Below are 21,910 nucleotides of genomic sequence, written 5' to 3' on the forward strand. Positions count from 1 at the left end.
TACGCCCTCTCCTTCGGGTCATCGGATGCGAAGGAGAGGAGTTTAACTACCGTTTTTAGCTATTTCGTCCAGACTTAATGCTACCCCTTAGCGAAATGTACCCCGCTAAGTTTCATTAACAGGAGGAAGGCATGACACATCCAACCGTGATAAAACTGCACGACGGCAACCTGATGCCACAGCTGGGCCTCGGCGTGTGGAAAGCAGGCAACGAGGAGGTCGTCTCCGCCATTCACAAGGCGCTGGAAGTCGGTTATCGCTCTTTTGACACCGCCGCCGCGTACCAAAACGAAGCCGGCGTCGGCAGCGCGCTGAGCCAGGCTGACGTCCCTCGCGATGAGCTGTTTATCACCACCAAGCTATGGAACGACGATCAAAAACGCCCGCACGAAGCGCTGCAGGAGAGCCTGAACAAGCTGCAGCTCGACTACGTCGATTTGTATTTAATGCACTGGCCGGTTCCGGCGATCGACCATTTTGTTGAAGCCTGGAAGGGCATGATTGAGCTCCAAAAACAGGGGCTGGCAAAAAGCATTGGCGTCTGTAATTTCCAGGTCCACCATCTGCAGCGGCTGCTCGATGAAACCGGCGTGGTACCGGTTATTAATCAGGTCGAACTCCATCCCCTGCTGCAACAGCGCCAGCTGCACGCCTGGAACGCGACGCACAAAATCCAGACCGAATCCTGGAGCCCGCTGGCTCAGGGCGGCGAAGGCGTATTCGATCAGAAAATCGTCCGCGAGCTGGCCGATAAGTACGGCAAGACGCCGGCGCAGATTGTGATCCGTTGGCATCTCGATAACGGCCTGGTGGTGATCCCTAAATCGGTGACCCCTTCGCGTATCGTGGAGAACTTTAACGTCTGGGACTTCCGTCTCGATAAAGACGAACTGGGAGCAATGGCGAAGCTGGATATTAACAAGCGCCTCGGGCCAGACCCTGACCAGTTTGGCGGTTAACCTTCCTTCCTGACCGCAGGGCGGTTTTTCGGTTATCCCGGACGGTGGCGCAGCGGCCGCCCTCTCCGGGCAACCTCATCCCTTTATTCCGTCACCCCGGCCAGACTTGCGCTGCCGGGGCACTTCGTTTTAGCGGGACGCTGAGCGAACGCGTTTTTTCGCTCCGCCGGCAGGCGCCTGCCGCTGATGCTCAACCGGCGTATGCTTTGTCAAGGCCGGGCGAGTATGGCGATTCTGGCGACGCGCTTCACGCATCTCGTCCAGCGTCGGCGCAGGCACCAGGCAGTCGCGGCGTGAGCCGATCAGGTGCTTTTTACCCATCGCCTCCAGCGCCTGGCGGATCAGGACCCAGTTTGCCGGATCGTGGTAGCGCAACAGCGCTTTATGCAGGCGGCGCTGCTTATCCCCTTTCGGTACCACCACGTCTTCGCTTTTATAACCAATTTTGCTCAGCGGGTTTTTGCCGGTGTAATACATGGTGGTTGAGTTCGCCAGCGGCGACGGATAGAAGTTCTGCACCTGATCCAGACGGAAACGGTTTTTCTTCAGCCACAGCGCCAGGTTCACCATATCTTCATCGCGGGTGCCCGGGTGCGCGGAGATAAAGTACGGGATCAGATACTGCTCTTTCCCCGCCTGTTTTGAGTAGCTATCGAACAGCTCTTTGAAGCGATCGTAGCTGCCCATCCCCGGCTTCATCATCTTCGACAGCGGCCCTTCTTCGGTATGCTCAGGGGCGATCTTCAGATAGCCGCCGACGTGGTGGGTCGCCAGCTCTTTGATATAGCGCGGATCCTCCACGGCAATGTCATAGCGCACCCCGGAAGCAATGAGGATTTTCTTGATCCCCTTCAGATCGCGGGCGCGGCGATAAAGATTAATCGTCGGCTCGTGGTTGGTATCCATATGCGGGCAGATGTCCGGATATACGCACGACAGGCGACGGCAGGTCTGCTCCGCACGCGGCGACTTGCAGCGCAGCATATACATATTGGCCGTTGGGCCGCCGAGGTCGGAAATCACCCCGGTGAAGCCGGGAACCGTGTCACGAATCGCCTCGATTTCGTTAATGATCGAATCTTCGGAACGGCTCTGAATAATGCGCCCTTCATGCTCGGTTATCGAACAGAAGGAACAGCCGCCGAAGCAGCCGCGCATAATATTGATAGAGAAGCGGATCATCTCATATGCCGGGATGCGGCTATCGCCGTACGCCGGGTGCGGAATGCGCTGATACGGCAGCGCAAACACGCTATCCATCTCCTCCGTCGACAGCGGAATGGCCGGCGGGTTAACCCAAATATAGCGCTCGCCGTGCTTTTGCATCAGCGCGCGCGCGCAGCCCGGGTTGGTTTCATGATGGAGAATACGCGACGCGTGGGCGTACAGGACCTTATCCCCTTTGACCTTCTCAAAGGACGGCAGCAGGACGTAGGTTTTTTCCCACGGTTTCGGGCGCGGCGGCTGAACGGTGACCGGTTTAACCTCTTGTTTTGCCGGCTGAACGGTTTTGTTGTCCGCACACGGCAGATCTTCGCCGTACGGATGCGGGATCGGATCAATTTTGCCCGGAGTGTCGAGACGGGTGGAATCGACGCCGCTCCAGCCCGGCAGCGCTTCTTTCACCATGATTGCGGTATTGCGCACGTCGCGAATCTGCGTAATCGGCTCGCCCGCGGCCAGGCGGTGCGCCACTTCTACCAGCGGGCGTTCACCGTTGCCGAACATCAGCATATCGGCCTTGGAATCAACCAGCACCGAGCGGCGCACGGTATCGGACCAGTAGTCATAGTGCGCGGTGCGACGCAGGCTGGCCTCAATGCCGCCGAGAATAACCGGGACGTCTTTCCACGCCTCTTTACAGCGCTGGGTATAGACCAGAGTCGCGCGATCCGGGCGCTTGCCGGCGACGTTGCCCGCGGTATAGGCGTCGTCATGGCGCAGCTTGCGGTCGGCGGTGTAGCGGTTGATCATCGAGTCCATGTTGCCGGCGGTTACGCCGAAGAACAGGTTCGGTTTACCCAGGCGCATAAAGTCATCTTTATTATTCCAGTCCGGTTGGGAAATAATCCCGACGCGGAACCCCTGCGCCTCCAGCATGCGGCCGCAGATAGCCATGCCGAAGCTTGGGTGATCGACATACGCATCGCCGGTTACCAGAATGATGTCGCAGCTATCCCAGCCAAGTTGATCCATCTCTTCGCGTGACATGGGTAAAAACGGCGCGGGGCCAAAACAGGCGGCCCAGTATTGCGGCCAGGAAAAAAGGTCACGATCCGGTTGGATCAGGGATATTGCGCTCATATTGCTTCCGGGGGAAAAAATGATAAAAAAATAACCAAAGGGCGGCGATTATAAGCCGGATTGCCACAGGAAATGAAGGGAGTTTTTCTCTTACCCTAACCGTTGGCCGGTTAGGGTAGCGGGTATTACGGCGCCGGGTTAACCAGGATCTGGCCAATCGAGCCGCGGTCGGCGAGCTCCAGCGTCTGGCTAAGGAACTGGAACGGGAAGTGTGACCAGGAGGGCTGGGCGTAGTACACCAGCAGCTCCACCTGCCCGTCGATCCAGACGGTATCTTTCCAGCCGCGGTCTTCCGGGAACGGCGTGGAACCGTTGACGTTGCGCACCTGGAACATCACCCCTTCGATATGGAACGACTGCGGTCTGTCGGCGCGTACCGTCCAGCGCTCCCAGGTTCCCTGCTGGGCGGTAATATCGATGCGCTGCGGATCCCAGAGCTGACCGTTAATCCCCGGATCGTCGCCGAGCGAGATATCGCGGCTGCGGGTCGGCGTCCCGGTCAAAATATCCGTCGGCAGCAGGCGTACCGGCAGGCTGTCGGTGACCAGCGGCAGCAGGCCCGTTGGGCGCAGGGTTAACAGCAGCGTCGAAATCAGAATGCTCGAGGGCTCGAAGAAACCGCGAATGCGATCGACGATGCTCGCCGCTTCGCCGCAGGTAATCGACACCTCATCGCCGTTGGTCATGTCCACCAGGATCTCACGCCGCTCGCCGGGAGCCAGAGAGAGCTGTTTCAGCGAAACCGGCGCCGGCAGAAACCCCTGATCGCCGGAGATAACGTGCAGCAGTCGGCCATCGCTCATCTGCAGCTGATAGCGGCGGGAGTTAGAGGCGTTCAGCAGGCGCAGACGCACCCAGCCGCGCGAGACCTCTACGTACGGGCCCTGTACGCCATTAACCAGCAGCGTATCGCCGACGAAGCCGCCGCTGCCGGGCTCGCTGTATTCCGGCGTGCCGAAATTATCCAGCCGCTTGTCCTGAATAATGACCGGAAAATCATCCACGCCGTAGTGGTTAGGAATGGGCAGATTTTTGCTGACCTCGTCTTCCACCAGCCACATCCCCGCCAGGCCGTTGTAGACCTGTTTGGCCATATGGTTTGGCGTATTCGCCTGATACCACAGGGTGGAGGCGCTCTGGCGGATAGGCAGCACCGGCGCCCAGTCGGCGTTCGGCGACATCATCCGCGCCGCGCCGCCAATCAGCGGGCCGGGAACCTGCAGGCCGCGAATGGTCATGGCGACGTTTTCAGCCAGGCGGTTGCTGTAAATCAGCTTAACGTCATCGCCGTTCCACACGCGAATAGTCGGCCCAAGATAGCGACCGTTTACGCCCCACACCGACGCGCGGGTGCCCGGCGTAAATGACCAGTGCGCGCGCTGCAGGGTCAAAAACAGCGGCTGGCCGCGGCGGGATTCGAGCAGCGGAGGAACGGGCAGTGCTGGCTGTTGGCCGGCGGCATGTGCGTTCAGCGGCGCGGCTCCCGCGCACAGCGCTACGCCTGAAGCCTTAATAAACTGACGCCGACTGAGTGACATATTAACTCCATGAAATACTGATAAATCAAAAAGGGAATTCGTTTCCCGCTAGCACCAGGCTCGCGTTAGCCCGGCGTTTCCTGTTTATTTCATACCCGCGGCTTCACGTTCCGCTACTTCGCGATCCAGCTCTTCAATCTTCGCAGCCATCAGCTCGCGGCAGTGTTTCGCCAGCGCGCGAACGCCGTCTTTACCAAACTCGCTGGTATCAACCGGCGGTAGCATTTCAACAATCACCAGACCGTTTTTCAGGCGATTGAGATTAATTTTATTCGATGTATTGGAAACGCATACCGGAATAATCGGCACACCAGCGGCGATTGCCGCGTGAAAAGCACCGGTTTTAAACGGCAGCAGGCCACGGCCACGGCTGCGCGTTCCTTCCGGGAACATCCAAAAAGATATTTTGCGTTTTTTAAACGTATTCACCACCTGAGCGATCGTCCCGTGCGCCTTCGCCCGGTTATTACGATCGATCAGCAGGTTCCCCGTCAGCCAGTACAGCAGGCCAAAAAACGGAACCCACATCAGGCTCTTTTTACCCACGGTGACGGTTGGCGGCTGCACGATGTTTGCTGCCGTCACCATATCATAGTTGTTCTGGTGATTAGCGATGTATATCGCGTTGCCATAGCTTTCCGCATCGGCGGGCTTGCGCGTTTCCACCTTCAGACCGAATACCGGAGAGAGCCGACCAAAAAGATGGCCAAAGGTCGCCACGTGTTTCGGGTTACGCGGGCTGAATAAGCAGTAAATACAGCCAAATATGCAGACAAAAATACAGTAAATAACAACGATAATTAGTCGAAAAATAAATAGCATAGCTACCTCTAAAACCCAAACCGCAGAGAATAATACCCGTTATACCGCAGGCTGCTCGCGCGCAGGCTGCATTGTCCGACCCTTACGGGCCGCCGCTGGTATTAATCAGGATACAGATTCGCTGTTCGCCCGTTGAAGACGCCGGGAGCGACTGACGCCCCCGGGCTATCTTGAATGATTTTGCGTCTATTGTTAATCGCAACGGCCGAATAAACAACGGTTTGGCGGCAAATGTTAACATCCTCTTCCCTGCGGAGGAGGATGCCCATATTACTCTTCGCTATCGCCCGCCGAGGCGCGATGAGGCGAATCAATGTCCACACGATCGATTTTCTGCAGTCCACGCATCAGCGAACCGCGGCGACCGCGCTCGCCGGTGACTTTTTGCAGCTCTTCCGGACGCAGCTTGATCTTCCGTTTGCCGACGTGGATCGTCAGCGTACTCTGCGGCGGCAGCACAAACAGATGCGCCAGGCCATCCTGCCCGGAAGCGGCATCCGCAGACGGAATATTGATAATTTTATTGCCTTTGCCTTTCGACAGCTGCGGCAGATCGCTGACCGGGAACATCAGCATGCGTCCGGCAGAGGTGATAGCCAGCAGCATGTCGGACTCGTCTTCAATCACCAGCGGCGGCATCACCCGTGCATTTTCCGGCAGCGAGATTAGCGCCTTACCGGCACGGTTGCGCGCGACGAGGTCGTTGAAGGTGCAGACAAAGCCGTAGCCGGCGTCGGAGGCCATCAGCAGCTTCTGGTCGTCGCCTTCCATCAGCATATGTTCGACGCTGGCGCCCGGCGGCAGCGTAAGCTTGCCGGTAATCGGCTCGCCCTGGCCGCGGGCCGACGGCAGCGTAATCGGATCGATTGCGTAGCTGCGCCCGGTGGTATCAATAAACACCACCGGCTGATTGCTCTTGCCCTTCGACGATGCTTTCCAGCTGTCGCCGGCTTTATAGCTTAGCCCCTGAGCGTCAATGTCATGACCTTTGGCGCTGCGTACCCAGCCCATTTGCGACAGCACAATCGTCACCGGTTCAGACGGCAGCATATCGTGTTCGCTCATCGCCTTCGCTTCTTCACGCTCGCGCAGCGGCGAACGGCGGTCATCGCCAAACGTGTCGGCATCGGTCTGCAGCTCTTTCTTCAGCAGGTTATTCATCTTGCGCTCGGACGCCAGAATAGCCTGCAGATGATCGCGCTCTTTTTCCAGCTCGCCCTGCTCGCCGCGGATTTTCATCTCTTCCAGCTTGGCGAGATGACGCAGCTTCAGTTCGAGGATCGCTTCCGCCTGCGTTTCGCTGATGCCAAAGCGCGACATCAGGGCCGGCTTGGGCTCATCTTCGTGGCGGATGATTTCGATCACTTCATCGATGTTCAGGAACGCAACCAGCAAACCCTCAAGGATATGCAGGCGCTTGAGCACCTTCTCCAGACGATAGTTCAGGCGGCGACGGACGGTATCGCGACGGAAGGTGAGCCACTCCGTCAGGATCTCCAGCAGGTTTTTGACCGCCGGACGATTGTCCAGGCCAATCATATTCAGGTTGATGCGGTAGCTTTTTTCAAGATCGGTGGTCGCGAACAGATGGTTCATGACCTGATCCATATCCACGCGATTGGAGCGCGGAACGATCACCAGCCGGGTCGGGTTTTCGTGATCCGACTCGTCGCGCAGATCGTCAACCATCGGCAGCTTTTTATTGCGCATCTGCGCGGCGATTTGCTCCAGCACGCGGGCGCCGGAAACCTGGTGCGGCAGCGCGCTAATCACCACCGCGCCGTCCTCTTTTTTCCACACCGCGCGCATGCGTACCGAGCCGCGGCCGTTCTGATAGATTTTGCGGATCTCAGCGCGCGGGGTAATGATTTCAGCTTCGGTGGGGTAATCCGGTCCGTGAACGATATCCAGCAGCTCGTCGAGCGAAGTCTGCGGCTTTTCAATCAGGGTGATGGCCGCTTTGGCAACTTCGCGCAGGTTGTGCGGCGGAATATCGGTTGCCATCCCCACAGCGATACCGGTGGTGCCGTTGAGCAGAATATTCGGTAAACGCGCAGGCAGCATTTTCGGCTCCTGCATCGTACCGTCAAAGTTAGGCACCCAGTCAACGGTTCCCTGGCCCAGCTCGCCCAGCAGCAGCTCCGCATACTTTGACAGGCGGGATTCGGTATAACGCATCGCGGCGAAGGATTTGGGATCGTCCGGGGCGCCCCAGTTGCCTTGACCGTCCACCAGCGGGTAGCGGTAAGAGAACGGCTGCGCCATCAGCACCATCGCCTCATAGCAGGCGCTGTCGCCGTGCGGGTGATATTTACCCAGCACGTCACCGACGGTGCGGGCGGATTTTTTGAATTTAGCGGTGGCGTTCAGACCCAGCTCGGACATCGCATAAACGATGCGCCGCTGGACCGGTTTCAGGCCATCGCCAATGAACGGCAACGCCCTGTCCATGATGACGTACATGGAATAATTCAGGTAGGCGTTTTCCGTAAATTCATGCAGCGCAAGGCGCTCTGCCATATCGCTCATTAATCGTGAATCCTCAATCTGCGTACCGACCGTTCGGACGGCAAAACTACCCGCGATAATACCCTATCTAACGCCCTGAGTCACAGGGCGTTAGACCGGTTGAGGATTCTGCAATGGAGAGCGACGGCGGCGGCCCGCTCAGAGGCTTTACGGGCCGACTTTGCTTATCTGTTTCACGTCGATTTCCACCGAGTTCCAGTCTTTATCGACCTCACCCTGAATTTCCACCGTATCCTTCGGCGTCACGGTTACGCCATTCCAGCGTTTGTGGTCAATATCGACATTCACCGTGCCGGAGGCATCCTGGAATTTATAAAGATCGTCGGAGATGCGCTCAACAATTTTACCGCGCAGGGTCACCCAGGTGTCGTCACGCAGGGATTTGGCATTCTCTACCGTCGTCACGCTGCCGTTCGGGCCCACAAAGCCGCCTTTTTGCGCGGTTGTCTGGCTGGTTTGCGCGGCGCCAGGGCCGGAAAAACCACCCTGCTCGGCGGCCAGCACCGGCATAGAAACTAAAGCAACGATTGCGGTAATTGCGGCGATTTTCTTCATGATGTGTTCTCCCTTGATGTTGATATCGCCACCATTAAAGCTGGCAAAACTTAACAACTTCTTAAGCGGGAAAAAGAAATTTTATTGCTGTACAGAGGGCGCCGCAACGCGTTTTACTGCGCGTATATCCGCGAGCCACAGGAGCAGGCCAATGCGTATTTTACTGGTGGAAGACGACAAACTCATCGGCGACGGCATCAAGGCCGGGCTGAGTAAAATGGGCTTCAGCATCGACTGGTTCACGCGCGGCGAAGAGGGAAAAGCCGCGCTCTACGCCGCTCCCTATGACGCGGTCATCCTCGATCTGACGCTGCCCGGCATCGACGGTCTCGATATCCTGCGCGAATGGCGCGATAAAGGTCACCACGAGCCGGTGCTGATCCTCACCGCGCGCGATGCGCTCAGCCAGCGGGTTGAGGGGCTTCGGCTCGGCGCCGATGACTATCTGTGTAAGCCTTTCGCGCTTATTGAGGTTGCCGCCCGCCTGGAGGCGCTGATGCGTCGCGCCCACGGCCAGAGCAGCAGCGAGCTGCGCCACGGAAACGTCACCCTCGACCCCGGCCACCTGACGGTCACTCTGGCTGGGGAGCCTCTGGCGCTGAAGCCCAAAGAGTTCGCCCTGCTCGAACTGCTGATGCGTAACGCCGGGCGCGTGCTGCCGCGCAAGCTCATTGAAGAAAAGCTCTATAGCTGGGACGGCGATGTCTCCAGCAACGCCGTGGAGGTCCACGTACACCATCTGCGCCGCAAGCTCGGCAGCGAGTTTATCCGCACCGTCCACGGCATTGGCTACACCCTGGGGGACGCATGAAGCGGCTGGGTCGGCTAAGCCTGCGCGTTCGCCTGACGCTGCTTTTTTTCCTGCTCACCAGCCTGGCCTGGGGAAGCGCCTCGTTTATTGCCTGGCAGCAGACCACCCACAAGCTGGATAAGCTGTTTGATACTCAGCAGCTGCTGTTTGCCCGCCGTCTGAGCGCGATGAATTTCGACGAGCTGCATACCTCTCCCCCGCAGGTGCGGGCGAAAAAGAAGGTCAGGCATGGCCACCTTGACGACGACGCGCTGGCATTCGCCATTTTCACCACCGACGGCAACATGGTGCTGCACGATAGCGAAAACGGGCAGGATATTCCGTGGGATAACCGACGAGAAGGCTTCAGCGACGGCTACCTGCATAACGATGATGATGAGTGGCGCTTTCTTCAGCTCACCACCGCCGACGGCCGCTACCGCATTGTCGTCGGCCAGGAGTGGGACTATCGCCGGGAGATGGCGCTGGATATCGTCACCTCGCAGCTCACCCCCTGGCTGGTTGCGCTGCCGCTGATGTTTCTGCTGCTGATTGTCCTGCTCAGCCGGGAGCTGGCGCCGCTCAAACGGCTCGCCCGCACCCTGCGCCTGCGCGCGCCGGATTCAGCGGAATCACTTAACGTCGATAGCATCCCCAGCGAAGTCCGTCCGCTGGTCGATGCGCTGAATCAGCTGTTTGCCCGTACCCACGACGCCATGATCCGCGAGCGCCGCTTTACCTCCGACGCCGCCCACGAGCTGCGTAGCCCGCTGGCGGCGCTGAAGGTGCAAACCGAGGTGGCCCAGCTGTCGATGGACGACCCGCAGGGACGTGAAAAGGCGCTGGCGCAGCTGCACGTCGGGATCGATCGCGCAACCCGGTTGGTCGATCAGCTGCTGACGCTGTCGCGCCTCGACTCCCTGGCCGCGCTCGAAGACGTGGATAGCATCGCCATCGACGAGCTGCTGCAGTCAGCGGTGATGGAGATGTACCATGCGGCGCAGCAGGCGGGCATCGAGCTCCGTCTGCATCCGCATGCCGCTAAGTTGACGCGCGTTGGTCAGCCGCTGCTGCTTGGCCTGCTGGTACGCAATCTGCTGGATAACGCCGTACGCTACAGCCCGCACGGAAGCCGGGTGGATATCATTCTCGACGCCCGCGGGTTTCGCGTTTGCGATAATGGTCCGGGTATCAGCCCCGAAGCGCTGGCGCGTATCGGCGAGCGCTTTTATCGCCCTCCCGGCCAGGATGAGCCGGGCAGCGGGCTGGGGCTGTCTATCGTCCGGCGCATTGCCGCCCTGCACGGCATGACCGTCACCTTCCGTAACGCCCCCGACGGCGGCTTTGAAGCGCGGGTCGGCTGGTAGCGGGATTATTGCGAAAAAAGCAAAAGACTTTGCACATTTTGCTCATTTTACCGCCCCGCCATGCGGGGTAAAATAGTCGACAAAATTGAAACGCCAGGGATAAAAAATGAGCAACATTCTGATTATCAACGGGGCGAAAAAATTCGCCCACTCTAACGGCCAGCTGAACGACACCCTGACCGAGGTCGCGGAAGGTTATCTGCGCGACGCCGGGCATGATGTTAAAATCGTCCGCGCCGAAAGCGAATACGACGTTAAAGCAGAAGTACAAAATTTCCTCTGGGCCGACGTTATTATCTGGCAAATGCCGGGCTGGTGGATGGGCGCGCCCTGGACCGTGAAAAAATATATCGATGATGTCTTCACCGAAGGCCACGGCTCGCTGTACGCCAGCGACGGCCGCACCCGCTCCGATGCCAGCAAAAAATATGGCTCAGGCGGTTTAATTCAGGGCAAGCGCTACATGCTCTCCCTGACCTGGAACGCCCCGATGGACGCCTTTACCGATGAGGAACAGTTCTTCCACGGCGTCGGCGTTGACGGCGTTTACCTGCCGTTCCACAAGGCCAATCAGTTCCTCGGCATGACCGCCCTGCCGACATTTATCGCTAACGACGTGATTAAAATGCCTGATGTTCCGCATTACATCGCAGAATATCGCAAGCATCTGGCGCAGATTTTTGGTTAACTAAAGGTCTACATACAGAAGGAGTTGAGTACATCATGTTGACAGTGATTGCAGAAATTCGCACCCGCCCTGGCCAGCGCCATCGCCAGGCCGTGCTCGATCAGTTCGCGAAAATTATTCCGACGGTTTTACAAGAAGAGGGCTGCCACGGCTATGCCCCGCTGGTCGACCACGCCGCTGGCGTAAGTTTTCAGACTACCTCGCCTGACTCTATCGTCATGGTTGAGCAGTGGGAAAGCGTGGCGCATCTCGAAGCGCACCTGCAAACCCCGCATATGAAAGCGTATGGCGAAGCGGTGAAGGGCGACGTGCTGGAAACCAGCATTCGCATCCTGAAGCCGGGCGTTTAAGCAAATACGTAAACGAGCGGGCCTGCGGTATCAGGCCAGCAAAAAGGGAGCCAATGGCTCCCTTTTTTGTCCCGGTCGGTCGGCTCAGGCTTCAATATCCGCCATGTCGCCTTTTTCCTGCAGCCAGTTGCGGCGATCTTCCGAGCGCTTCTTGGCTAACAGCATATCCATCATCGCGTTGGTCTGCTGCTCGTCCTCATCGCTGATAATCAGCTGAACCAGACGGCGGGTATTGGGGTCAAGCGTGGTTTCACGCAGCTGCATCGGGTTCATTTCACCCAGCCCTTTAAAGCGCTGAACGTTCGGCTTACCCTTCTTGCGCTTGAGCTGCTCAAGCACTCCGGCTTTCTCTTCTTCAGTCAGCGCGTAGTAAACCTCTTTGCCGAGGTCAATACGGTACAGAGGCGGCAACGCCACGTGGACGTGCCCATGTTTAACCAGCGCGCGGAAGTGCTTAACGAACAGCGCGCAGAGCAGCGTGGCGATGTGCAGGCCATCGGAGTCCGCATCCGCGAGGATACAGATCTTGCCATAGCGCAGCTGGCTCAAATCATCGCTATCCGGATCGATACCGATCGCCACCGAAATATCGTGCACCTCCTGCGAGGCCAGCACTTCATCCGAAGAGACCTCCCAGGTATTGAGGATCTTGCCCTTCAGCGGCATGATCGCCTGATACTCACGGTCGCGCGCCTGCTTGGCAGAACCGCCCGCCGAGTCCCCTTCCACGAGGAACAGCTCGGTACGGTTGAGGTCCTGAGCGGTACAGTCCGCCAGCTTACCCGGCAGCGCAGGGCCGCTGGTCAGCTTCTTACGCACCACCTTCTTGGCCGCGCGCATCCGGCGCTGGGCGCTGGAAATCGCCATTTCGGCCAGCAGCTCTGCGGCCTGGACGTTCTGGTTCAGCCACAGGCTGAAGGCGTCTTTTACCACGCCGGAAACGAAGGCCGCGCACTGGCGCGAGGAGAGGCGCTCTTTGGTCTGGCCGGCGAACTGCGGATCCTGCATTTTTACCGACAGCACGTAGGCGCAGCGATCCCAGATATCCTCCGCCGAGAGCTTGACGCCGCGCGGCAGAATATTGCGATATTCGCAGAACTCGCGCATGGCCTCCAGCAGACCCTGGCGCAGGCCGTTAACGTGCGTCCCGCCCTGCATGGTCGGGATCAGGTTAACGTAGCTTTCGGTTAACAGTTCGCCGCCTTCCGGCAGCCACAGCAGCGCCCAGTCGACCGCTTCGGTTTCACCGGAGAAGTTGCCGACAAACGGCTGTTCCGGCAGCAGCGGCAGGCCGTTCACCGCTTCGCGCAGATAGTCCGTCAGGCCATCTTCATAGCACCAGCGCTGCTCGCTGCTGTTCACCAGGTCACGGAAGACGATCTCCACGCCGGGGCACAGTACGGCTTTGGCTTTGAGCAAATGGGTCAGGCGCGATACGGAGAAGCGCGGGCTATCGAAGAAGCTTTCATCCGGCCAGAAGTGCACGCTGGTACCGGTGTTACGCTTACCGCAGGTGCCGGTGACGTGCAGCTCTTCAACCTTATCGCCGTTCTCAAACGCAATGCTGTAGACCTGGCCGTCGCGACGTACGTTAACCTCAACGCGCTTCGACAGGGCGTTAACCACCGAAATCCCCACCCCATGCAGGCCACCGGAGAACTGGTAGTTCTTGCCTGAAAATTTGCCGCCCGCGTGCAGCCGACACATGATCAGCTCAACCGCCGGAACCCCTTCTTCAGGATGGATATCGACCGGCATTCCTCGCCCGTCGTCGATAACTTCCAGCGATTGATCGGCATGAAGAATGACTTCCACGCGTTTAGCGTGGCCGCCCAGTGCTTCATCCACACTGTTATCAATAACTTCCTGACCAAGATGGTTAGGACGTGTCGTGTCGGTGTACATCCCCGGGCGGCGGCGAACCGGCTCTAGCCCGGTGAGTACCTCAATGGCATCAGCGTTGTATGAAGATTGCGTCATGGTGTGTATTCGTAGGTAGTCCAGGAATGCTTAGCGCAGGCCCAGAAAATCGATAATCTGAGTGAAATGATCTTCAAAGCCGACAAATGCATGATTGCCGCCCTCCTCTACCGTCTGCCGACATGAGGCGTAGTAGCCAACGGCCTGGCGATAATCCAGCACTTCATCGCCCGTTTGCTGTAACAGCCAGAGTAAATCAGGCGATTCCAGCGGGTCGATTTGCATGACTTTGAGATCGTAAATATGGCGAGACTCTAGCACATATTGCTGCCCCGTGTACGGATTCTCATTGAGGCCGAGGAAATTGTTCAGCAGCTCAAACGGGCGCACAGCCGGGTTTACAACTACCGTCGGCAGCATAAAACACTGCGAGAGCCAGGTTGCGTAGTAGCCTCCCAGCGAGGAGCCCACGACGCCCAGCGGTTCTCCGCCATGTTCGAGAACAATCGCTTCCAGCAGCTCCGCCGCTTCAGCAGGGTAAACCGGCAGCTCCGGCACCACCATGTTAATTTCAGGATAATTTTGCGCCAGCCACGCCTTCAGCGCCGTCGCTTTAGCCGATCGCGGAGAGCTGTTAAATCCGTGCAGATAGAGGAGCGTAGCCATCAGTATCCTTCAGAAGCGATATCCGGGTGAAATTTCACGCCGCTAAGGCGGCAGACCTCGGTCGTCAGGGTGCCGTCGGGATACAGATCCAGCCAGCGCCAGCCGGGAGAAACGGTATCCAGCGTAAAGTTGTCGCAGTGCGGCTTAAACTGCACGCAGGTCGATGGCGTGGCCATCATGCGTCGCCCGCTCCAGTTGAGATCCAGCTCCTGGTGAATATGACCGCACAGCAGATGCCTGACCCGAGGAAAAGCGGCTAACGCGCGATCGAGCGCCCCGGCATTGCGCAGGCTATGCTGATCCAGCCAGCTACAGCCCGAGGCGAGAGGATGATGGTGTAACAGCAGCAGCGTATAGCGTTCAGGTTCTGCCGCGAGCTTCTGCTCAAGCCACTCCAGCTGAAAATCGCTCAACTCACCGTGGGGAACGCCGAATACCTGGCTGTCCAGCAGCAGTACTTGCCAGTGGTCGCCGAGCAGAACGCGTTTAGCGGGGGAAATGCCTGATTCCTGCAGCGTGCTGTACATTGCCGGCTGAAAATCATGATTCCCCGGCAGCCAGACGCAGGGCGCAGAAAAACTCGCGATACCCTCAGCGAAGTGCTGATAGGCCGCGGCCGAGTGGTCCTGTGCCAGATCGCCTGTCGCGACAATCAGATCGCACTGGCGCTGTGAGGCGTGGATGGCATCCAGCACAGCCTGATAGCTTTCCCAGGTATTGATGCCTAACAGCGTTTCATGTTTTTCAGCAAACAGGTGAGTATCAGTAATTTGTAATATCCTGACTCTGGCCTCACCAGCCAAAGGAAGGTTTAACAGGCTTTCCAAATGGTGTCCTTAGGTTTCACGACGCTAACAAACCGGAATCGCCATCGCTCCATGTGCTAAACAGTATCTCAGCCAGTCGGCTAAGAACTGGTTAATTTGATGCTTTTCGTCGCGTTGATGCAACTTTTTATTAGGATAATCATACCGCGCTTTGAAGCGAAAAATCTGCTGACTCGAACACACTTCGGCCACCATCGCGTCATGATACAGGCGTACCGTCATGGATGGTAAACTCCAGTAGCTTACCGCCGGAGCCGTTTGCTCAATCGACACCAGTGTAGTGTAGCGGGTCGATTCAACGATAGTTAGCCGGTATTGCGCACTGCCCACCTGGTAGCCCGCCATATCGCCCACTGCATCGGTTCGAGGCAGCAGGCGGCGCAACTGGGCAAAATTGGTTTCACACAGGCGCATCATTTCCGGGAAGTCAGGTGTATAACGCTTCATTTTAGCCACTCATTACGTAAATTTTGATAGTGCAGCTGCAGCCATTGCAGCGCGATGACAGAAGCTGCGTTGTCGATCTTCCCTTCTTCTACCCACTGATAAGCCTGCTCCCTGCTTACCACATGAACCCGAATATCCTCATTTTCATCCGCCAGGCCGTGGATGCCTTTTGCCGTCGTCGCATCGACCTCCCCCACCAGAATCGACAGCCTCTCGCTGGTGCCGCCGGGGCTCGCCAGATAGCTCAGCACCGGCTTTGTTCGTCCGACTTCAAGGCCCGCCTCTTCTACCGCTTCACGCCGGGCGACGTCCTCAGGCGTTTCGCCTTCTTCAATCATGCCGGCAACCATTTCGAGCAGCCACGGGCTCTCGCTGGTATCATAGGCGGCAATGCGAATCTGCTCGATCAGCACAACTTCATCACGTATCGGGTCAAAGGGTAGCAAGACGGCGGCATGCCCGCGCTCAAAAATTTCGCGCGTCACTTCGCCGCTCATCCCGCCGTTAAACAGACGGTGGCGAAAGCGGTATAAATCCAGCGAAAAAAAACCACGATAAAGCGTTTCGCGTGCAATAATTTCTACATCGTTTTTAGCGAAGGTAATTCCCTGCTTGTTGGGCTTGCTCATTGTCGGTGTCCTGCGAATTCGAAAGTAGGGATTTATAAGCCGTTTGGCTACCGTTTTACAGTCCGTATGTTAGATTGGTGCAAATTACCGCCGGATGGCACGTAACGCCAACTTTTTACGGCGACAGACTCTATACAATCAGCAGATATATTTAGATTTTGGGCAGCGCTTTATGCTTCACAACAAGGAATGCAAATGAAGAAATTTTTCCCCATCCTTATCGGCCTGGGCCTGACTGGCTTCAGCGCCATAAGCCAGGCAGAAAACCTGATGCAGGTTTATCAGCAGGCGCGCATCAGCAACCCTGACCTGCGTAAATCAGCAGCCGATCGTGATGCTGCATTCGAAAAGATCAACGAAGCACGTAGCCCGTTACTGCCTCAGCTCGGTCTGGGTGCAGATTATACTTATACCAACGGCTATCGCGACAGCAACGGCATTAACTCTAACGTCACCAGCGGGTCGCTGCAGTTAACGCAAACGCTGTTCGATATGTCGAAATGGCGCGCCCTGACGCTGCAGGAAAAAACGGCTGGTATTCAGGACGTCACCTATCAGACTGACCAGCAGACGCTGATCCTGAACACCGCTACGGCCTACTTTAACGTGCTGAGCGCCATCGATACGCTCTCCTATACCGAAGCGCAGAAACAGGCGATCTATCGTCAGTTGGATCAGACCACTCAGCGTTTTAACGTGGGCCTGGTTGCCATTACCGACGTGCAGAACGCCCGTTCCCAGTACGACTCCGTGCTGGCGAACGAAGTCACCGCACGTAACAACCTCGATAATGCGGTTGAAGCGCTGCGTCAGGTGACCGGCAACTACTATCCGCAGCTGTCGTCGCTGAACGTTGACGGCTTCAAAACCAACAAGCCGGAAACGGTTAACGCGCTGCTGAAGGAAGCGGAAAACCGCAACCTGTCGCTGCTGCAGGCTCGTCTGAACCAGGATCTGGCGCGTGAGCAAATTCGCCAGGCGCAGGACGGCCACATGCCGACTCTGGATTTAACCGCCTCCACAGGTGTCTCCAACACCTCTTATAGCGGTTCAAAAACCCATAACAGCAACCAGTATAACGACAACGACGCGGGCCAGAACAAAATCGGCCTGAGCTTCTCGCTGCCGCTGTATCAGGGCGGGATGGTTAACTCGCAGGTGAAACAGGCGCAGTACAACTTCGTCGGCGCCAGCGAGCAGCTGGAAAGCTCGCACCGCACCGTGGTGCAGACCGTTCGTTCTTCCTTTAATAACATCAACGCCTCAATCAGCAGCATCAATGCCTACAAACAGGCCGTGGTCTCTGCCCAGAGCTCCCTTGATGCGATGGAAGCCGGCTATTCCGTTGGTACGCGTACCATCGTTGATGTGCTGGATGCGACAACTACGCTGTATAACGCCAAGCAGCAGCTCTCCAGCGCGCGTTATAACTACCTGATTAACCAGCTGAACATCAAGTCCGCGCTCGGTACCCTGAATGAGCAGGATCTGGTTGCGTTGAACAATACGCTGGGCAAACCTGTCGCGACCTCACCGGATAGCGTTGCGCCGGAAACCCCGCAGCAGGACGCCAGCGCCGACGGCTACGGCAACAGCGCAGCGCCAGCGGCTAAACCGGCGGCAGCTCACACCACGAAAACCAGCGGCGCGAATCCTTTCCGCCAATAATCTTCGTTGCGTCATAGCGCTTCGCTTAACGGATTGCGTTAAGCGGAGCGCTAAACGTAAGGCAACGTAAAGATCCCCTCCTTTCAGTCCCTATTCGCTTCATTTTCCACCACTCATCCTCTATCCTGAGCGTTAACAAACCGCCATACCACTGGGTCCAGGAAGACAAAAATGAAACGGACAAAAAATATTAATCATGCCTCGTTCCGCAAAAGCTGGAGCGCACGCCATCTGACGCCGGTCGCTCTTGCCGTGACGGCCGTCTTTATGCTCGCCGGCTGCGAAAAAACCGACGAGACGGTTTCTCTGTATCAAAATGCCGATGACTGCTCTGCAGCCAACCCTGGCAAAGGCGCAGAGTGCACAACCGCCTTTAATAACGCGACCAAAGAAGCCGAACGTACCGCGCCAAAATACGCCACGCGTGAAGATTGCGTGGCGGAGTTCGGTGAAGGCCAGTGCCAGCAAACGCCGGCTCAGGCAGGCGTAGCGCCGGAAAACCAGGCTCAGGCGCAAAGCAGCGGCAGCTTCTGGATGCCGCTGATGGCCGGCTACATGATGGGCCGCATGATGGGCGGCGGCATGGGCGCACAGCAGCCGCTGTTCAGCTCGAAAAACCCGGCCAGCCCGGCCTATGGTCAGTACACCGATGCCGGCGGCAAGAGCTACGGCGCCGCGCAGCCTGGCCGTACGATGAACGTACCGAAGACGGCCATGGCGCCAAAACCAGCGACCACCAGCACCGTGACCCGCGGCGGCTTCGGCGAGTCGGTGGCGAAACAGTCCGCCATGCAGCGTAGCGCCGCTGGTACCACCTCATCCAAACGCTCAATGGGCGGCTAACACTCATGGAAAGAATCAGCATCACGGAGCGCCCGGACTGGCGCGAAAAGGCGAATGAATATGGCTTTAGCTTTCATACCATGTACGGCGAGCCGTACTGGAGCGAAGAGGCCTATTACAAGCTGACCTTGGCGCAGGTTGAGAAGCTGGAGGACGTTACCGCCGAGCTGCATCAGATGTGCCTGCAGGCGGTAGAAACCGTGATCGGCAGCGATGAGCTGATGGCCAAATTCCGTATCCCCAAACACACCTGGGGCTTCGTGCGCCAGTCGTGGAAAACCAACCAGCCGTCGCTCTATTCGCGCCTCGACCTGGCGTGGGACGGCGTTGGGGAACCAAAGCTGCTGGAGAACAACGCCGATACGCCAACCTCGCTGTATGAGGCGGCCTTCTTTCAGTGGATTTGGCTGGAAGATCAGCTCAACGCCGGCCAGCTGCCGGCAGGCAGCGACCAGTTCAACAGCCTGCAGGAAAAGCTGATTGAGCGCTTTACCGAGCTTCGCGAACAGTTTGGCTTCCAGCTGCTGCACATGGCGTGCTGCCGCGATACCGAAGAGGATCGCGGTACCGTACAGTATCTGCAGGACTGCGCTGCCGAAGCCGGTGTCGCTACCGAATTCCTCTATATCGAAGATATCGGTCTGGGCGAAAAAGGCCAGTTTACCGATGTTCAGGATCAGGTTATCGGCAATCTGTTCAAGCTTTATCCGTGGGAGTATATGCTGCGCGAGGTGTTCTCCACCAAGCTGGAAGACGCCGGCGTACGCTGGCTTGAGCCGGCATGGAAGAGCATTATCTCCAACAAGGCGCTGCTGCCGCTGCTGTGGAAGATGTTCCCGAACCACCCTAACCTGCTGGCATCCTGGTTCAGCGAAGACGCGCATCCCGAAATGGAGAAGTACGTCATCAAGCCGATTTTCTCCCGCGAAGGCGCAAACGTGTCGATTGTTGAAAACGGCAAGGTGGTGGAAGCGGTAGAAGGCCCGTACGGCGAAGAAGGTACCATCGTGCAGGAGTTCTATCCGCTACCGAAGTTTGGCGATAGCTATACGCTGATCGGCAGCTGGCTGATCAACGATAAGCCAGCCGGGATCGGCGTTCGTGAAGATCGGGCGCTGATCACCCAGGATCTTTCACGTTTCTATCCGCACATTTTCGTCGAGTAGTATCCCGCCCCGGCAGCACTGCGCCTGCCGGGGCATCTCCATTTCCCCGCTACGCGCCGACAAGCACTGACAGCATGCTTAACGACCCCATTTCCATTCCTTCTACCGGCACGGAAATCGGCTCTTCGCCGTCCCAGGCGCCCAGCACGTACAGCAGCGGCAGGAAGTGTTCCGCCGTCGGGTTTGAGAGCGACCCGCCCTCATGCGCCAGATAGTTCACCAGCGGATGTTCCTCAGCCGGCCCTTTCCAGGTCAGATTCGTTTTCACATACTCATTAAACGACTCCGCCCAGGGATACGGCGTGCTTTCGCCATGCCAGCGCGCCGTGCGCAGGTTATGCACCACGTTACCGCTCGCTATCAGCATAATGCCTTCATCGCGAAGCGCCGCCAGCCTGCGCCCCATCTCCAGATGCCAGACCGCCGGCTTGCTGCTGTCGATGCTCAGCTGCACCATCGGAATATCGGCATCAGGGTACATTTTGATTAGCACACCCCACGAACCGTGGTCGAAGCCCCAGGCTTCTTTATCCAGCGTCACCGGTACGGGCGCCAGCAGCTCAACCAGGCGCTGCGCCAGCTCAGGGGAACCGGGGGCCGGATAGTGCGTATCGTACAGCGCCTGCGGGAAGCCGCCAAAATCGTGGATCGTTTTCGGAGCTTCCATTGCCGTGACGCCGGTACCGCGCGTAAACCAGTGTGCGGAGACCACCACAATCGCCCGCGGACGCGGCAGCGTTTCGCCCAGATGCCGCCAGGCGCGAGTATAGATGTTATCTTCCAGCACGTTCATCGGGCTGCCGTGGCCTAAAAACAACGCTGGCATTCGGGTAAGGGACATGATGATATCCTTGAGTAGAGGAGATTTGATGCCTTCACATTACGCGTTTTTGCATCAGGATAAACTCAGATAAGCGTGATGATCATCATCAGAAAATTTGAATGTAAGTCGCGGTAAAGGACTCATTTCCCTCTCGCTGCCGTCAGACAATATGGATATTATGAATGATAATCATTATCAAAGGAGCTGAGTGATGTCATCCCCCCTAATATTGACGCTGCTGGCCGGCAGCGCGACCTTTATCGGCGCGATTTTCGGCGTATTGGGCCAGAAACCTTCCAACCGCCTGCTGGGTTTTTCTCTGGGTTTCGCCGCCGGGATCATGCTGCTTATCTCGCTGATGGAGATGCTGCCCGCCGCGCTGAACGCCGAGGGAATGTCGGCGCTGCTCGGTTACGGCATGTTTGTTATCGGCCTGCTGGGCTATTTTGCGCTGGACCATATGCTGCCGCACGCCCATCCGCAGGATCTGATGTCACCCGGCGTCCCCCGCCCGCGCAATCTGCGCCGCGCCGCAATTCTGCTGACGCTCGGTATCAGCCTGCACAACTTCCCGGAAGGCATCGCCACCTTCGTGACGGCCAGCAACAACCTGGAGCTGGGCATAGGCGTCGCGCTGGCCGTCGCGCTGCATAACATTCCCGAAGGGCTGGCGGTGGCGGGCCCGGTGTATGCCGCGACGGGCTCACGCCGCAAGGCGGTATTCTGGGCCGGGCTATCCGGAATGGCCGAGATCCTCGGCGGCCTGCTGGCCTGGCTGATCCTCGGCAGTCTGGTATCGCCGGTGGTGATGGGCGCCATTATGGCGGCCGTCGCCGGGATTATGGTGGCGCTGTCGGTTGATGAGCTCATGCCGCTGGCAAAAGAGATCGATCCGCAAAGCAACCCAAGCTATGGCGTGCTGTGCGGTATGTCGGTGATGGGATTTAGCCTCGTGGCTTTGCAGGCGATGGGGATTGGCTAACGCCAAAAACAACAAAGCCCACGATTACGTGGGCTTT

Annotated in this window: 19 protein-coding genes and 1 pseudogene; 9 read left to right on the plus strand and 11 right to left on the minus strand. The window is 57.8% G+C overall.

Annotated features, from left to right (window positions below; genetic code table 11):
• Positions 1 to 131 precede the first annotated feature (131 nt).
• Complete coding sequence (dkgA, locus tag GO007_RS10800; RefSeq protein WP_095099523.1) at positions 132 to 959, plus strand: 2,5-didehydrogluconate reductase DkgA; 828 nt, start codon at positions 132 to 134, stop codon at positions 957 to 959.
• 83 nt (positions 960 to 1,042) lie between these two features.
• Here dkgA and GO007_RS10805 read toward each other — a convergent pair.
• From GO007_RS10805 to GO007_RS10825, 5 genes and pseudogenes are all read right to left on the minus strand, one after another.
• Positions 1,043 to 3,337 (minus strand): annotated as a pseudogene (locus tag GO007_RS10805) (YgiQ family radical SAM protein).
• Between the two features lie 51 nt (positions 3,338 to 3,388).
• A complete protein-coding gene (gene ftsP / locus GO007_RS10810) occupies positions 3,389 to 4,801 on the minus strand; it encodes a cell division protein FtsP (RefSeq protein WP_095099529.1) in 1,413 nt (470 codons plus the stop codon).
• Between the two features lie 84 nt (positions 4,802 to 4,885).
• On the minus strand, positions 4,886 to 5,623 hold the full coding sequence (gene plsC, locus GO007_RS10815) for a 1-acylglycerol-3-phosphate O-acyltransferase (RefSeq protein ID WP_095099532.1): 738 nt from the start codon (positions 5,621 to 5,623) through the stop codon (positions 4,886 to 4,888).
• A 270-nt stretch (positions 5,624 to 5,893) separates the two neighbouring features.
• Entirely contained in the window at positions 5,894 to 8,152 is a 2,259-nt protein-coding gene (gene parC / locus GO007_RS10820) for a DNA topoisomerase IV subunit A (protein WP_095099535.1), read from the minus strand.
• Positions 8,153 to 8,299: 147 nt separating this feature from the next.
• Positions 8,300 to 8,707 carry a YgiW/YdeI family stress tolerance OB fold protein gene (locus tag GO007_RS10825; protein ID WP_095099537.1) on the minus strand — a complete coding sequence of 136 codons (408 nt, stop codon included), beginning with the start codon at positions 8,705 to 8,707 and terminating at the stop codon, positions 8,300 to 8,302.
• A 151-nt stretch (positions 8,708 to 8,858) separates the two neighbouring features.
• On the opposite strand from GO007_RS10825, the gene qseB reads away from it, so the two are divergent.
• The 4 genes from qseB to GO007_RS10845 all read left to right on the plus strand — a co-directional run bounded on the left by qseB (position 8,859) and on the right by GO007_RS10845 (position 11,902).
• On the plus strand, positions 8,859 to 9,518 hold the full coding sequence (qseB, locus tag GO007_RS10830) for a quorum sensing response regulator transcription factor QseB (protein ID WP_095099540.1): 660 nt from the start codon (positions 8,859 to 8,861) through the stop codon (positions 9,516 to 9,518).
• Entirely contained in the window at positions 9,515 to 10,864 is a 1,350-nt protein-coding gene (gene qseC, locus GO007_RS10835) for a quorum sensing histidine kinase QseC (protein ID WP_095099542.1), read from the plus strand. Before qseB ends, qseC begins: the two co-directional genes overlap by 4 nt.
• A 106-nt stretch (positions 10,865 to 10,970) precedes the next feature.
• Positions 10,971 to 11,552 (plus strand): NAD(P)H-dependent oxidoreductase, encoded by a 582-nt coding sequence (locus tag GO007_RS10840; RefSeq protein ID WP_095099545.1) that lies wholly within the window; start codon positions 10,971 to 10,973, stop codon positions 11,550 to 11,552.
• 35 nt (positions 11,553 to 11,587) lie between these two features.
• A complete protein-coding gene (locus GO007_RS10845; protein WP_095099547.1) occupies positions 11,588 to 11,902 on the plus strand; it encodes a putative quinol monooxygenase in 315 nt (104 codons plus the stop codon).
• An 84-nt stretch (positions 11,903 to 11,986) separates the two neighbouring features.
• On the opposite strand, the gene parE is transcribed toward GO007_RS10845, so the two are convergent.
• The 5 genes from parE to nudF are packed head-to-tail and all read right to left on the minus strand — an operon-like array spanning position 11,987 to position 16,391.
• Positions 11,987 to 13,882 carry a DNA topoisomerase IV subunit B gene (parE, locus tag GO007_RS10850; RefSeq protein WP_095099550.1) on the minus strand — a complete coding sequence of 632 codons (1,896 nt, stop codon included), beginning with the start codon at positions 13,880 to 13,882 and terminating at the stop codon, positions 11,987 to 11,989.
• A 30-nt stretch (positions 13,883 to 13,912) separates the two neighbouring features.
• The gene (gene yqiA, locus GO007_RS10855) at positions 13,913 to 14,488 is read right to left on the minus strand and encodes an esterase YqiA (protein WP_045856855.1); all 576 of its coding nucleotides are present in this window, start codon (positions 14,486 to 14,488) and stop codon (positions 13,913 to 13,915) included.
• Positions 14,488 to 15,315: a 3',5'-cyclic-AMP phosphodiesterase gene (cpdA, locus tag GO007_RS10860; protein ID WP_095099552.1), complete on the minus strand. Its 828-nt coding sequence runs from the start codon at positions 15,313 to 15,315 to the stop codon at positions 14,488 to 14,490. Before cpdA ends, yqiA begins: the two co-directional genes overlap by 1 nt.
• A 24-nt stretch (positions 15,316 to 15,339) precedes the next feature.
• Entirely contained in the window at positions 15,340 to 15,762 is a 423-nt protein-coding gene (locus GO007_RS10865) for a DUF1249 family protein (RefSeq protein ID WP_041147275.1), read from the minus strand.
• Complete coding sequence (nudF, locus tag GO007_RS10870; RefSeq protein ID WP_095099554.1) at positions 15,759 to 16,391, minus strand: ADP-ribose diphosphatase; 633 nt, start codon at positions 16,389 to 16,391, stop codon at positions 15,759 to 15,761. The genes GO007_RS10865 and nudF overlap by 4 nt, the downstream gene beginning before the upstream one ends.
• Positions 16,392 to 16,586: 195 nt before the next feature.
• Between nudF and tolC the strand changes: the two genes are divergently transcribed.
• From tolC to GO007_RS10885, 3 genes are all read left to right on the plus strand, one after another.
• A complete protein-coding gene (gene tolC / locus GO007_RS10875) occupies positions 16,587 to 18,059 on the plus strand; it encodes an outer membrane channel protein TolC (RefSeq protein ID WP_095099557.1) in 1,473 nt (490 codons plus the stop codon).
• Positions 18,060 to 18,230: 171 nt separating this feature from the next.
• Positions 18,231 to 18,902, plus strand: coding sequence for a DUF1190 family protein (locus GO007_RS10880; protein WP_095099559.1), 672 nt, complete (start codon positions 18,231 to 18,233; stop codon positions 18,900 to 18,902).
• A gap of 5 nt (positions 18,903 to 18,907) precedes the next feature.
• A complete protein-coding gene (locus GO007_RS10885) occupies positions 18,908 to 20,068 on the plus strand; it encodes a glutathionylspermidine synthase family protein (RefSeq protein WP_095099561.1) in 1,161 nt (386 codons plus the stop codon).
• A gap of 49 nt (positions 20,069 to 20,117) precedes the next feature.
• On the opposite strand, the gene ygiD is transcribed toward GO007_RS10885, so the two are convergent.
• Entirely contained in the window at positions 20,118 to 20,909 is a 792-nt protein-coding gene (gene ygiD, locus GO007_RS10890) for a 4,5-DOPA-extradiol-dioxygenase (RefSeq protein ID WP_095099564.1), read from the minus strand.
• Between the two features lie 193 nt (positions 20,910 to 21,102).
• Here ygiD and zupT point away from each other — a divergent pair, with 193 nt between their 5' ends.
• Positions 21,103 to 21,873, plus strand: a complete 771-nt coding sequence (zupT, locus tag GO007_RS10895) for a zinc transporter ZupT (protein ID WP_095099566.1) — start codon at positions 21,103 to 21,105, stop codon at positions 21,871 to 21,873.
• The last annotated feature ends 37 nt before the right edge of the window (positions 21,874 to 21,910 follow it).

This window comes from Klebsiella sp. 10-1 (genome assembly GCF_009758445.1).
In the GTDB taxonomy this organism is placed as follows: Bacteria; Pseudomonadota; Gammaproteobacteria; order Enterobacterales; family Enterobacteriaceae; genus Klebsiella; species Klebsiella scottii.

Bases quoted from the DNA above. Each gene is read 5' to 3' on its own strand.
- ftsP (WP_095099529.1), bottom strand. From the start codon at position 4,801: ATGTCACTCAGTCGGCGTCAGTTTATTAAGGCTTCAGGCGTAGCGCTG.
- GO007_RS10885 (WP_095099561.1), top strand. From the start codon at position 18,908: ATGGAAAGAATCAGCATCACGGAGCGCCCGGACTGGCGCGAAAAGGCG.
- yqiA (WP_045856855.1), bottom strand. From the start codon at position 14,488: ATGGCTACGCTCCTCTATCTGCACGGATTTAACAGCTCTCCGCGATCG.
- tolC (WP_095099557.1), top strand. From the start codon at position 16,587: ATGAAGAAATTTTTCCCCATCCTTATCGGCCTGGGCCTGACTGGCTTC.
- GO007_RS10825 (WP_095099537.1), bottom strand. From the start codon at position 8,707: ATGAAGAAAATCGCCGCAATTACCGCAATCGTTGCTTTAGTTTCTATG.
- qseB (WP_095099540.1), top strand. From the start codon at position 8,859: ATGCGTATTTTACTGGTGGAAGACGACAAACTCATCGGCGACGGCATC.
- qseC (WP_095099542.1), top strand. From the start codon at position 9,515: ATGAAGCGGCTGGGTCGGCTAAGCCTGCGCGTTCGCCTGACGCTGCTT.
- ygiD (WP_095099564.1), bottom strand. From the start codon at position 20,909: ATGTCCCTTACCCGAATGCCAGCGTTGTTTTTAGGCCACGGCAGCCCG.
- dkgA (WP_095099523.1), top strand. From the start codon at position 132: ATGACACATCCAACCGTGATAAAACTGCACGACGGCAACCTGATGCCA.
- plsC (WP_095099532.1), bottom strand. From the start codon at position 5,623: ATGCTATTTATTTTTCGACTAATTATCGTTGTTATTTACTGTATTTTT.
- GO007_RS10845 (WP_095099547.1), top strand. From the start codon at position 11,588: ATGTTGACAGTGATTGCAGAAATTCGCACCCGCCCTGGCCAGCGCCAT.
- zupT (WP_095099566.1), top strand. From the start codon at position 21,103: ATGTCATCCCCCCTAATATTGACGCTGCTGGCCGGCAGCGCGACCTTT.
- parE (WP_095099550.1), bottom strand. From the start codon at position 13,882: ATGACGCAATCTTCATACAACGCTGATGCCATTGAGGTACTCACCGGG.
- GO007_RS10880 (WP_095099559.1), top strand. From the start codon at position 18,231: ATGAAACGGACAAAAAATATTAATCATGCCTCGTTCCGCAAAAGCTGG.
- GO007_RS10840 (WP_095099545.1), top strand. From the start codon at position 10,971: ATGAGCAACATTCTGATTATCAACGGGGCGAAAAAATTCGCCCACTCT.
- nudF (WP_095099554.1), bottom strand. From the start codon at position 16,391: ATGAGCAAGCCCAACAAGCAGGGAATTACCTTCGCTAAAAACGATGTA.
- GO007_RS10865 (WP_041147275.1), bottom strand. From the start codon at position 15,762: ATGAAGCGTTATACACCTGACTTCCCGGAAATGATGCGCCTGTGTGAA.
- parC (WP_095099535.1), bottom strand. From the start codon at position 8,152: ATGAGCGATATGGCAGAGCGCCTTGCGCTGCATGAATTTACGGAAAAC.